Annotated in this window: 10 protein-coding genes, 1 riboswitch and 1 other annotated feature; all 10 genes read right to left on the minus strand. The window is 38.3% G+C overall.

Annotation, left to right across the window (positions count from 1 at the left end):
- Positions 1–16 precede the first annotated feature (16 nt).
- Positions 17–194, minus strand: a riboswitch (Lysine riboswitch).
- A 107-nt stretch (positions 195–301) separates the two neighbouring features.
- The 10 genes from uvrC to HCH28_RS10850 all read right to left on the minus strand — a co-directional run bounded on the left by uvrC (position 302) and on the right by HCH28_RS10850 (position 12797).
- A complete protein-coding gene (gene uvrC, locus HCH28_RS10805) occupies positions 302–2092 on the minus strand; it encodes an excinuclease ABC subunit UvrC (protein ID WP_221680944.1) in 1791 nt (596 codons plus the stop codon).
- 123 nt (positions 2093–2215) lie between these two features.
- Positions 2216–2527: a thioredoxin gene (gene trxA / locus HCH28_RS10810; protein WP_004226420.1), complete on the minus strand. Its 312-nt coding sequence runs from the start codon at positions 2525–2527 to the stop codon at positions 2216–2218.
- A gap of 121 nt (positions 2528–2648) precedes the next feature.
- Positions 2649–3965 carry an amino acid permease gene (locus HCH28_RS10815; protein WP_255601240.1) on the minus strand — a complete coding sequence of 439 codons (1317 nt, stop codon included), beginning with the start codon at positions 3963–3965 and terminating at the stop codon, positions 2649–2651.
- Positions 3966–4056: 91 nt separating this feature from the next.
- Positions 4057–4290 (minus strand) — a binding site (T-box leader).
- Positions 4291–4429: 139 nt separating this feature from the next.
- Positions 4430–5407 (minus strand): electron transfer flavoprotein subunit alpha/FixB family protein, encoded by a 978-nt coding sequence (locus HCH28_RS10820; RefSeq protein ID WP_202341317.1) that lies wholly within the window; start codon positions 5405–5407, stop codon positions 4430–4432.
- A gap of 47 nt (positions 5408–5454) precedes the next feature.
- A complete protein-coding gene (locus tag HCH28_RS10825; protein ID WP_004226415.1) occupies positions 5455–6228 on the minus strand; it encodes an electron transfer flavoprotein subunit beta/FixA family protein in 774 nt (257 codons plus the stop codon).
- A gap of 114 nt (positions 6229–6342) precedes the next feature.
- Complete coding sequence (locus HCH28_RS10830) at positions 6343–7116, minus strand: enoyl-CoA hydratase (protein ID WP_221680946.1); 774 nt, start codon at positions 7114–7116, stop codon at positions 6343–6345.
- A 14-nt stretch (positions 7117–7130) separates the two neighbouring features.
- On the minus strand, positions 7131–7712 hold the full coding sequence (locus HCH28_RS10835) for a fatty acid metabolism transcriptional regulator FadR (RefSeq protein WP_004226411.1): 582 nt from the start codon (positions 7710–7712) through the stop codon (positions 7131–7133).
- 139 nt (positions 7713–7851) lie between these two features.
- On the minus strand, positions 7852–9546 hold the full coding sequence (locus HCH28_RS10840; protein WP_221680947.1) for an AMP-binding protein: 1695 nt from the start codon (positions 9544–9546) through the stop codon (positions 7852–7854).
- 448 nt (positions 9547–9994) lie between these two features.
- Positions 9995–10408 carry a DUF350 domain-containing protein gene (locus HCH28_RS10845; protein ID WP_004226406.1) on the minus strand — a complete coding sequence of 138 codons (414 nt, stop codon included), beginning with the start codon at positions 10406–10408 and terminating at the stop codon, positions 9995–9997.
- A gap of 22 nt (positions 10409–10430) precedes the next feature.
- A complete protein-coding gene (locus HCH28_RS10850) occupies positions 10431–12797 on the minus strand; it encodes an endonuclease MutS2 (RefSeq protein ID WP_221680948.1) in 2367 nt (788 codons plus the stop codon).
- Between the last annotated feature and the right edge of the window lie 12 nt (positions 12798–12809).

Consider the following 12809-nt stretch of genomic DNA (forward strand, 5'->3'; position numbering starts at 1 on the left):
TAATCGTAACTTGCGCATGTGTGATAGCTCTCCGAAACGTTTAGAATCGACAGTCTTACATTTCTTAAATGCAAAACCAGTACAGCAATGGAACAACAATACTGTACTTCGGCAAGCTCCCCTTTCACACAATATCTCTGGACTTGTCCATCCTCCATCGTGTTACTCTTGAATCTTGCACCTCTATCATCACTTTAAAGTGAATGTATTCAATTCATTAAGCCTTAGCGTAAACAAACTAGTTACACAGTTGGCTCTCCATAACATTGAAAACAATGTTATTTATAACCATAGCACATGCCTATTCCTTTGACAATGATTGGTGCTGAAAATAGCTAAAAATTTGGCTTGCTAAATTAGCAGGCATCCCAGCCTCCTGTAATGCTAGCTCGCTCGCCTCTCGAATTTTTTTGACTGAACCAAAATGTTTAAGCAGCTGTTGCTTTCGTTTTGGTCCTACCCCTTCAATATGATCTAATACAGATTGAATGGCATGCTTCTCATGCTGTTGACGCAAGAAGGTAATAGCAAAGCGATGGACTTCGTCTTGAATTCGTTGTAATAAATAAAAGCCATCACTTGTACGTTTTAAGCTAATCACTTCTGGTGGATCACCAAACAATAGCTGAGATGTATTATGCTTATCATCCTTGGCTAAACCAGCAATCGGTATAACAAGACCAAGCTCATCTTCTAGTACTTCACGGGCTACTTCCATTTGTCCCTTACCACCATCAATTAAGACTAGATCTGGTAATGGTAGTCCTTCCTTTAAAACACGTATATAACGACGACGTATAACCTCTTGCATTGCACCGTAATCATCATGCTTGGCTGCTGTACGCGTTTTATATTTTCGGTACTCCTTTTTTGCAGGCTTCCCATCAATGAAAACAACCATAGCAGACACTGCATCCGTTCCATGCATATGACTATTATCAAAAGCTTCAATTCGTAAAGGTACACTAATACCCATTGCTTCACCAAGTGCCTCACAAGCACCAATCGTACGTTCTTCCTGACGCTCTATTAGCTGGAATTTAGCTGCCACAGCAATTTCAGCATTTTTGGTAGCTAATTCAACCAATTCCTTCTTTTGACCTCTTTTCGGTGTGAGCACTTTAATTTCTAATAATTCTGTTAAGATAGCTGCATCAATGGCTTGTGGAATAAAAATTTCTTTTGGCTTAATATGCTCTGGCTTTTCATAAAAGCGCCCAACAAATGTTAAAAATTCTTCCTCTGCATCTTGATAGATGGGGAAAATTGAGACATCACGCTCAATCAGCTTTCCTTGGCGCACAAAGAAAACCTGAACACACATCCATCCTTTTTCAACAGCATAGCCAAATACATCTCGATTTGTTGTATCACTTGAAACTATTTTTTGTTTCTGCATAACCGTATCAATATGGGCAATTTGGTCTCGGAATTCCTTCGCTCGTTCAAATTCCAGGTTTTCTGCAGCTACTAGCATTTTAACTTCAAGCTCTTTTTTGACTGCCTCCACACCACCATTTAAAAACTTCGTCATATCCTCAATCATTTCTTGATAAACCTGACCATCAATTTCCTTCACACAAGGTGCTAAGCATTGACCCATGTGATAGTACAAGCAGACCTTGGAAGGTAATTGAACACATTTGCGCAGCGGATACAATCGATCCAATAGCTTTTTCGTTTCACTTGCTGCATAGGCATTCGGATAAGGGCCAAAATATTTAGCCTTATCCTTTTTTACCTTCCTTGTCGTAATCAGACGAGGATGTTTTTCATTCGTAATTTTTAAATATGGATAGGTCTTATCATCCGTTAACATGACATTATATTTTGGATCATGTAATTTGATGAGATTCAGCTCTAAAATAAGTGCTTCAATATTTGAAGACGTCACAATATACTCAAAATCTTCTATTTCACCTACAAGCCTTTGCGTTTTCCCTTCATGTGTTCCAGTAAAATAAGATCGTACACGGTTTTTCAGAACTTTTGCTTTACCGACATAAATGATAGTCCCTTGTCGATCCTTCATCAAATAGCAGCCAGGTTGATCTGGTAAAATATCCAGTTTCCGCTTTATTAAATCGTTCATTACCTACCTGCCCCCCTACGTAAAAATTCCCCTCATTAGAATAATGTTAGTTATTTTCTATATTATATAACGAAAAAAAGCCGAACACATCAATTGATGGCTCGGCTTTGTGAACTTCATTCATTACGCATGTTTTGCGATAAATGCTTCTAAAGCTTCTTTTGGTTGGAAGCCTACTGTTTTGTCAACTAATTCTCCATCTTTAAATAATAGTAAAGATGGGATTGACATAATTTGATACTGAGCTGCAGTACCTTGGTTATTGTCAACGTCAACTTTTACAATTTTAGCCGCACTACCTGCTGCGTCCATTTCTTCAAGAACTGGCCCAATCATTTTACATGGTCCGCACCAAGCAGCCCAAAAGTCTACTAGTACTAACCCTTCTTTAATATCATCTTGGAACGTAGCATCTGTTGCATGTACAATTGCCATTTGAAATCCTCCTTAAGCTTACTATGATTGTAGTATAGCATGGATAAATTCACTTGAGCGAACAATCTGCCTACAATGTATTTTTTATGCAAATCTGTGTCGAAAAATCAATACACAGTCATTAATTGGCTTGATAACGACCTTTCAATACATAGGTTAACGTAATAAAAAGGTAAATAGCTAACGTAATGCCTGTCACGATTATCGATGTGGTAAAAATAATCCCGATGAGAATCGCACTTAATGCCAGTATAGCTACCCAAGTAGTATAAGGGAACCATTTAACTTCATAGGCACTTGTGTGTTCTGCTTGTTTTTTACGTGATTTTAAATGTGCAATCGCAATAATTAACCAAATAAATAACACAGTATAACCAAGTGATCCCATTAGAAAATCAAAGGTTTTGCTTCCCGCATATAAAGATAAAATGACCCCTAAATACATCGCTAAAGTACACATTAAAATAGCATATACTGGTACTTTTCGTTTCGATAAATAAGCAAAGATTTTAGGCACACGTCCATCTACAGCCTGTGTATATAGTACGCGTGATGAACCATACAGTCCTGAATTCATTGATGAAATAATGGCAAGTAACACAACAGCGTTCATAATATGGTCTGCCCCTGGAATACCAACCATTTTAAAAACCATGACAAATGGGCTTTCAGGAACCCCATTTACTTCATTCCAAGGAATTAAGCTTACGATAATAAAGAACGGTAGTAAATAAAAAGTAACAATACGCACTAATGTACTGCGAACAGCTTTTGGTACTACTTTTTCAGGATTTTTCGTTTCAGCTAATGTAATCCCAATGATTTCTGTCCCACCATAAGAGTAGATCACTACAAGCATGGCAGCAATTAATCCGGTTGAACCATTTGGGAAGAACCCACCATGCTCCGTTAAGTTAGCAAAACCAACAGCACTATGATTTCCAAACGTCACAAGCAATAAAATAAGTCCTGCAATGATAAAGACAATAATAACAGTAATTTTGATTAATGCTAGCCAATATTCTGTTTCTGCAAAGATTTTTACGGATAATAAATTAATCGCTGTTACTAACACAGAAACAGATAGTGCCAGTATCCAAATTGGATATTCTGGTAGCCAATATTGAATAAAGATAGCAGCCACGACAGACTCTGCTGCAATATTTAAAACCCACATTTTCCAGTAGATCCAATCTAGGAAATAAGCAGGGTATTTGCCTAACACGGATTGCACTAAATCTCTAAAGGTTCTTGCTTCTTTATTACGCACGGCCATTTCTGCTAAGCCTTGCATAACAAATAATAAAATAATGCCGCCGATTAAATACGCAATCAGCACTGATGGTCCTGCCATATCAATGGCTGCACTACTTCCTTTAAATAATCCCGCTCCAATGGCTCCACCTAATGCCATCATCGTGATATGACGCGAGGTCATTGTTCTTGTTAATTGTTGCTTGTTTTTTTCCACTTTCTTACCTCCTAAAAAATCAAAAAGCACATCGTCTATTCCTTCATCATCAAATGAAAGAAGAGACGACATGCTATCAGCAAACCGCGGTACCACTCTAATTGGCTCTTGAGAACCCAGCTTAAAAAACCTTGTAACGAAGGTTAACCGTCAAACAAATAGAATAATCCAATAATTCTATTTGTGTTACCACTCCTAGGCAAGTTCAAAGTCTTATTGGTCTGCGTTGCACCAACCCGCAGCTCTCTTCACCGAATAACGAGCTTTTACTACTCCTAATCTTTGCGTTTCAAATCATTAATGTATCCATCACTATAATGTCTATCGTTAATTATGTCAATATTTTATTTTGCAATAATTTTCAAATAGTATTTTTTGAAATGGAAAGCAATATAAAAAAGCAGGAAGGGATAACCCTTCCTGCTTCTGTATTACGCGTTCACTTTTAATGCTTTAAATTCTTCAATTAGAAGCGGAATAACTTCAAATAAATCTCCTACGATCCCATAATCCGCTACTTTGAAAATATTTGCTTCAGGATCTTTATTGATAGCAACAATGACTTTTGAATTGGACATTCCAGCTAAATGCTGAATTGCGCCTGAAATACCTGCTGCAATATAAAGATCTGGTGTGACAACCTTACCTGTTTGTCCGATTTGAAGCGAGTAATCACAGTATTCAGCGTCACATGCACCACGTGAAGCACCTACTGCACCGCCTAGTAAATCAGCTAGCTCTTTTAATGGCTCGAAGCCTTCTTCTGACTTCACGCCACGACCACCAGCAACAACTACTTTCGCTTCTGAAAGATCTACACCTTCTGAAGATTTACGAACAACTTCTTTAATAATTGTGCGCAGATTTGTAATTTCTACAGAGATTGCAGACACATCACCTGTTTTACCTTCTGTTTTTTCTAAAGGTGTAATGTTATTTGGACGAATAGAAGCTAAGACAACGCCTTCTTTAACTTTTACTTTTTCAAAGGCTTTACCAGAGTAAATTGGTCGGATGAATACTACATCATCGCCTGCACCTTCAATAGCAGTGACATCAGATACTAGACCTGCTTGTAATTTGCTTGCAATTTTTGGCGATAAATCTTTCCCATTTGCTGTATGACCAAAGACAATACCTGCTGGTTGTTCTTGCTCGATAACAGCTAATAGCGCTTGACTATAGCCATCAGATGTATATTGTTTTAAATGTGGGTGTTCCACTGTTACTACTCGATCAGCACCATATTCAAATAATGGACCTGTTAAACCTGCTACAGCATCCCCTAAAAGTACCCCAACAACTTCGCCACCATCAGCGATTTGTTTTGCAGCTGCAATTGCTTCGAAAGAAACATTACGTAAGCTTCCTTCACGAACTTCACTTAATACTAATACTTTTTTTGACATAGCATATTCCCTCCGTTACCCTTTAAGATTCGATTGACATCAAATAATTAAACAACTTTTGCTTCCGTGTGAAGTAGATTTACCAGTTCTTTTGCTTGTGCAGAAAGGTCGCCTTCTAAAATACGGCCTGCTGCTTTTTGAGCTGGTAAGAAGATGTCTACTGTTTCAATCTTCACTTCTACATCATCTTCATCGATATCTAAATCATCTAACTCAAGCTCTGCAAGCGGTTTCTTTTTCGCTTTCATAATACCTGGTAGAGATGGGTAACGAGGCTCATTTAAACCTTGCTGAGCAGTTACTAATAACGGTAAAGAAGTTTCAATTACCTCTGAATCCCCTTCGATATCGCGAACAATTTTCGCAGATGTTCCGTCAATTTCAAGTTTTGTAATCGTAGTTACATAATTCATATCCAATAAATCAGCAACACGTGGACCAACTTGCCCTGAACCACCATCAATCGCAACATTTCCTGTTAAAATTAAATCTGCATCTTTATCTTTTAAGTATTCTGCTAGTAGATAAGCTGCTGCATGTTGGTCCAGCTCATCTAGATCATCTTCTGTATTAATAAGCACTGCTTCGTCTGCTCCCATAGCAAGTGCTGTACGTAATTGCTTCTCTGCATCCTCGCCACCAATTGTCACCACTGTTACTTTACCACCAGCAGCATCGCGAACTTGGATTGCCTCTTCAATGGCATATTCATCATAAGGGTTGATAATGAATTCTGCGCCGTCCTCTTGGATTTTACCACCCGACACAACGATTTTTTCTTCTGTATCAAACGTACGTTTAATTAATGCAAAAATGTTCATATATCCATACCTCCTGGAACGTTTTATAATTCTAAGTAAACTTATAAATATTATATATTTTCAGTTTCGATAACGCCGATAACATACTGAACGTTGCTATCGACATTTGGAAAATTATTTGCCAGTAAACACAGGCTCACGCTTTTCAATGAATGCTTGAATTCCTTCTTTGGCATCTTCTGTGACAAACACTGTCCCAAAGGATTTAGCCTCTGCTTCAATGCCTTCATAGAATGATGCATGCTTTGCATATTGCAATGTTTGAATAGCTGCTTTTAAAGCAATTGGGCTTTTCTTAGCAATGCTCTTAGCAATCTTTAACGTCTCTTCTAGCAATACTTCGTCTGAGAATGAACGGTTAGCTAAGCCCCACTGAACAGCTTCGTTACCAGAGATTGGTTCACTTGTAAACATCATTTCAGCAGCCTTTGCTACTCCAACATAGCGTGGTAAGCGCTGTGTACCACCAAAACCAGGAATTAGCCCTAATTGTAATTCAGGTAAACCTAATTTTGCTGATTCAGTGACAAATCGCATATGACAGCTCATTGCTAACTCAAGCCCTCCGCCTAATGCCGCACCATGGATGGCTGCAATTACAGGCTTAGAAAACGACTCAACACGCTCAAAAACCTGCTGCCCGTTGCTAGCTAGCTTTGTAAATTCCTCACCAGATTCTACCCCAATAAATTCTTTAATATCTGCCCCTGCAGAGAAGAAACGGCCTTCACCATGAAGTACAAGGACTCTTACAGCATCATCGTGTTCTACAGCATCTAGCACAGCGTTAACTTCTGCAATAATACCGCGAGATAATGCATTTGCTGGTGGACGTGCAATTGTAATAATCGCTACTCCATCTTCTACTTTCCAACTTAGAAATTCCATTTCTCCACATCCTTTTAAGCTTTAATGCCGTTCAGGATTAACGCCTGAACCTTTGGAACCTGTTCCATCAAATCATATCGATAGTCATTCATAACCCACGACGTAATAGTTTCATCAATTGTTCCAAAAACCATTTGTCGAGCCAAGCGTACATCCATCGTCTGATTGAACTCACCTGTAAGCATACCCTCGATTAAAATTTGATCAAGTAGCTGTAAATACTCGCGCAATACTGAATTAATTTTTAATCGTAAGTCTTTGTTTGACTGGCGAAGTTCTAATTGTGTGACAGTTGCTAGGTATCGATCTGTCGTTAGAACATTAAAATGATTTTCAATCATTCGTGAAAGTTTGTCTTTAGACGTACTCCCATTTTCTATTATATCTTGTAATGACTCTACAAAAACAGCCATTTTTTCATTAAAGACAGAAATTAATATATCTTCTTTATTTTTAAAATATAAATAGATTGTTCCATCGGCCACCCCTGCCTGTTTGGCGATTTTCGATACTTGCGCTTGGTGATACCCATTTTCCGCAATAACGATGACAGCTGCATCAATAATTTGTTTATATTTTGGCTTATCTCGTTTCACTTTTATATCACCACCTAAAAAACATGCGCACGTCGATATGACGTGTAAACCTAAAAAAAATATGAAAATATGAATGGTCATTCATTCATATTTTCATATTATATTTTACAGCATTGCTTGTCAATACTTTCACACGTATTTATTTCGCTTCTTTATTCGCTAATTTTGTTTTTTCTTCTTCAACTAACGTACGGCGTAAAATTTTTCCTACAGCTGTTTTTGGCAGCTCTTCTCTAAATTCATAATAACGCGGAACTTTAAAAGCCGCTAGATGCTGACGGCAATATTTATTTAATTCGTCCTCAGTAATCGAATATCCTTCTTTTAACACAATATAAGCTTTAACTGTTTCACCACGATACGGATCAGGTATTCCTGCCACTACGCACTCTTGGATCTCTTCGCGTTCATATAACACTTCTTCTACTTCACGTGGATAAATATTAAAGCCGCCTGCTATTATTAAATCTTTTTTACGATCTACCACATAGAAGAAGCCTTGCTCATCCATATAACCAAGATCACCTGTTAAAAACCAACCGTCAGCAAATGTCGCAGCTGTATCCTCGGGACGGTTCCAGTAGCCCTTCATTACTTGTGGTCCTTTAACAGCAATTTCACCAACTTCACCAATAGGTAGCTCTTCTGTATCACCTGTACGTAAAATAACCGCTTCTGTATTTGGCCAAGGTAAACCAATTGAGCCAATCACTCGCTTACCCCAAATTGGCGTAGCATGTGTTACAGGTGAGGTTTCAGTTAACCCATATCCTTCTACAAGCTTTCCACCAGTAACGGCCTCAAACTTCTCTTGCACTTCAATCGGCAATGAAGCTGAGCCACTTAGGCATGCCTTAATAGATGATAAATCATAATTCGAAATGTCTGGGTGATTTAAAAGGCCAATGTATAAGGTTGGTGCGCCGGGGAACAGGGTTGGTTTTTGTTTATCAATCGTTTTTAATGCCGTTTCTGCATCAAACTTCGGTAAAAGCACCATTCTATTTTGAGTAAATACAGATAAGAGCATAACAGTTGTCATGCCATAGACGTGGAAGAATGGTAGAATGCCCATAATGGTTTCTTCACCATGAACACATTTATACATCCAAGCATCACACATTGTCGTATTGGCAATTAAATTTTTATGGGTCAGCATTACGCCTTTTGGGAAACCTGTTGTCCCACCCGTATATTGAAGGAGCGCTAGGTCTTCTTCAAAATCAAATGGCATATTGTCAATTAGCTTAATCGGTGCTGAACGCATTATTTCTGAAAACAGATGATTTTGACCGCTATGTTCAACCTTGACACTAAAGCCATACTGCTTTTTTTGAATAAATGGATAGACTAAATTTTTTGGGAATGGTAGATAATCCTTAATAGCTGTCACAATGACATTTTCAAGAGCTGTCTCTTTCATAATTTTCATGACTCTCGGATATAAAATATCCATTACGAGAATAACCTTTGCTCCTGAATCAGCCATTTGATATTGAAGCTCACGTTCAGTATAAAGTGGATTTGTTTGTACTACAACAGCACCTGCATACATGGCACCATAGTAAGCGATTACACTTTGTGGCGTGTTAGGCAGCATAATTGCTACTCGATCTCCCTTTTTCACACCTAGTGTTTGTAAATAGTTTGCGAACCTTAAAGCTGACTCATATAGCTCGGTGTACGTCAAATCCTTTCCCATAAAATGAATCGCTACTTTGGATGGATTCTTTTTATAGGCACGTGTCAAAAACTCTTGCACTGGAATTTCCTCAAACGTTAAAGACGGTGGTACTTCTTCAGGATAATTTGCTAGCCATGGTTTTGCTGTCATACGTCCTCTCCCCTTTGTCCCAAACTTTGTCAATTCTTATATTTATTATAATGAAAAAGAAATACAGTTTCAAACAGAAAATAGAAAATAAATGCATTTTCGATTAATTATTATGCAATTAACAACATTAATATGATTGGTATTTATCGGGATTTATTTTAATACACCTTATGAATGCTCGTTCATTCTTGAGTTACTCCATAAATAAATAATCAGCATATTACTATATTATAAAAATAATTTTTCTACCCTTTAATAGAGTTATTATGAAAGAAAATTAATAGGTTGTAGTAGAAATTTATGCTATGTACAATTAACAAAAAACGCATTCTCACAAAGAGAATGCGTTTTTTATTTAAATTGTTAACATATAGTAGACACCTACTGCCAAAAATGCAATACAGACAACGATTAGTACTTTTGCTAATTTTTCCATGTCATGACACTCCTATGCAATACTTGCCCCAATTACAAACGAAAGACCGACTGAAATGGTAAAGGAAATGAAACCAACTGAGCGATTATCATTGGCAATCTCTTGATCAACGTTAAAACGAGGTGTCATAAATTCAAATAAGAAATACGCTACAATCAATAATGTAAAGCCAAAAAGACCCCAACCGATCATTTCACTTAATGTGCTATGACGTGCAATGGAAAAGCGGAAGATATTACAAATCCCTAGTATTTTCCCACCTGTTGCAAGAGACACAGCGACATTACCTTTTTTAATTTCTTCCCAATTTTTATATTTCGTAACGACTTCGAACAATGCCATCGAGACGACTAAACATAATACTACAACACTAAAATATCCTGCCGTTTCGATAATTGGATATCGCCAAAAGCCAGAATTCAGCATTTTTCTCCGTCCCCTTTATAGCTTATTTCAATTCAACAACTGTGACGCCTAAGCCCCCCTCACCGGCTTCACCAAAACGGAAGGATTTTACGCGCTTATGCTTTTTCAAATAGCTTTGAATACCTTGACGTAAAGCCCCTGTACCAACTCCATGAATAATGGACACACGACCATAATTAGAGAGTAATGCATCATCAATATATTTCTCTGTTCTTAAGATTGCATCCTCATAGCGTTCACCACGTAAATCTAATTCTAATTTCACATGACTATTTCGATTTTTCACACCAGCTGTTCGTAATACAGGCTCTTTTTCAGGTTTAATATACTCCAAATCACTATCTGAGATTTTCATTTTTAAAATCCCCATTTGGACAACCCATTCGGTATTCGACACTTTTTCTAACAAAGTACCTCGTTGACCATAGCTTAACACCTTTACCTCGTCTCCGACAACTAAGTTTTGTGCACGAGCTTTTACTTGTGCCGCCTTTTTTAGTACTTTATTGTCTTCAAGTGGTGTTGCTTCTTCCAAGCGTTTACGTGCTTCAATCAATTCATGCTCCTTGACAACTTGATCAGCATTTTTACGCATTTCTCGCAGCTCTGCAATAATCGCTTCTGCTTCACGTTTCGCTTCATCAACAATTTTGCGCGCCTTTTCCTTTGCCTTCTTATCAAGCGCCTCTTTGCGCTCCTCATAGGCTTGCAATTTATCTTGAAGCTCTTTACGTAATGTCTCTGATTCTAATAGTAATGCATGCGAACGCTCTGCATCATCTTCGGATTGGCGACGTGTTTCTTCCAATGAGGCAATCATCGATTCAACCTCATGTCGATCGGTTCCAGTAAAGCCTTTAGCACGATCAATAATGGATTCAGGTAAACCAAGACGACTGGAAATTTCAAATGCATTTGATCGCCCAGGTACACCGATAAGTAGACGGTAGGTCGGGCTCAAAGTTTCAATATCAAACTCTACACTGGCATTGGCTACACCTGGTCGATTATAGCCATAAGCTTTTAATTCAGGATAGTGAGTTGTAGCCATTACACGAGCACCGCGCCCATGTACTTCGTCTAAGATTGAGATGGCTAAGGCTGCCCCTTCCTGTGGGTCAGTACCTGCCCCTAACTCATCAAAAAGTACAAGTGATTCGTGATCAAATTTTTGTAGGATGTCTACAATATTGACCATATGGGACGAGAACGTAGAAAGTGATTGCTCAATTGATTGCTCATCACCAATATCGGCAAATAATTGCTCAAATACAGCAAGTTCTGAGCCATCTAATGCTGGCACTGGTAATCCCGCTTGCGCCATTAATGTACACAGACCAACCGTTTTTAATGTCACCGTTTTACCACCTGTATTAGGACCTGTAATGACAATAGCTGTAATGTCTTTACCAAATTCAATATCATTAGGAATAGCTGATTCTATTGGTAGCAGTGGATGACGCGCACGTATTAGTCGGATATAGCCATCCTGATTCATTTTCGGCATTGTACATTTATTGGCTTGGCCATATTTGCCCTTTGCTAAAATGACATCGATATCGCCTAATACCTTCACTAAGTTAAATAAATCTGATGCTACTTCTTCCACCATTGCACTTAATGCTAGTAAAATACGTTCAATTTCTGCCTGCTCTTTCATTTTCAAGCGATGAATTTCATTGTTTGCTTGGACAACAGAATCTGGCTCAATAAATAAGGTTTGACCAGAAGAAGATTGGTCATGAACAATCCCACCATAATGGTGACGATATTCTTGCTTTACGGGAATAACAAAGCGATCATTACGAATTGTCACAAGTGTATCAGAAAGCATTTTCGCTGCATTACTTCCACGAATTAAACTTTCCAGCTTAGAGCGGACTTTCCCTTCTTCAGCACGCAAAGATTGGCGAATAGAGCGCAATGTTTGACTAGCAGAATCTAAGACAGCACCATTGTCGTCAATACAGTTATTGATTTCATGCTGCAATCCTGTTAAGACAGGCATTGCTTCCTTTTTGGAGATGAAATGGGGAATATCAATCACTTCATCGGCTTCTAAATCTTCAATAAAATTGCGTAAAATTCGGCTTGCTCGAATCGTGCTCGAAATTTCCATTAGTTCTACTGCTGCTAACATGCCTCCTATTTGAGCACGTCTGGCAGAGGGACGGACATCGAAAATTCCTCCCATTGGTACATTGCCCTTCACACGCAAAATGGATAGTCCCTCATCCATTTCCTCTAATAATTGTACTACTTTATCAAAATCAGTTTGTGGCACAAGTTCCTCAATGGCAGATTTACCAATGGAGGAAGTACAATAGGAAGCCACTTGTTGCCTAACTTTATCGTATTCTAGTGTTTTCAATGCGCGGTCAGCTATCACTGAGAACACCTC

The sequence above is a fragment of the Lysinibacillus sp. K60 genome (assembly GCF_019731275.1).
GTDB classification, from domain to species: Bacteria; Bacillota; Bacilli; order Bacillales_A; family Planococcaceae; genus Lysinibacillus; species Lysinibacillus capsici.

Excerpts from the sequence above, each read along its gene's own strand:
- uvrC (WP_221680944.1), bottom strand. The coding sequence starts at position 2,092 with ATGAACGATTTAATAAAGCGGAAACTGGATATTTTACCAGATCAACCT.
- trxA (WP_004226420.1), bottom strand. The coding sequence starts at position 2,527 with ATGGCAATTGTACATGCAACAGATGCTACGTTCCAAGATGATATTAAA.
- HCH28_RS10815 (WP_255601240.1), bottom strand. The coding sequence starts at position 3,965 with ATGACCTCGCGTCATATCACGATGATGGCATTAGGTGGAGCCATTGGA.
- HCH28_RS10820 (WP_202341317.1), bottom strand. The coding sequence starts at position 5,407 with ATGTCAAAAAAAGTATTAGTATTAAGTGAAGTTCGTGAAGGAAGCTTA.
- HCH28_RS10825 (WP_004226415.1), bottom strand. The coding sequence starts at position 6,228 with ATGAACATTTTTGCATTAATTAAACGTACGTTTGATACAGAAGAAAAA.
- HCH28_RS10830 (WP_221680946.1), bottom strand. The coding sequence starts at position 7,116 with ATGGAATTTCTAAGTTGGAAAGTAGAAGATGGAGTAGCGATTATTACA.
- HCH28_RS10840 (WP_221680947.1), bottom strand. The coding sequence starts at position 9,546 with ATGACAGCAAAACCATGGCTAGCAAATTATCCTGAAGAAGTACCACCG.
- HCH28_RS10845 (WP_004226406.1), bottom strand. The coding sequence starts at position 10,408 with ATGCTGAATTCTGGCTTTTGGCGATATCCAATTATCGAAACGGCAGGA.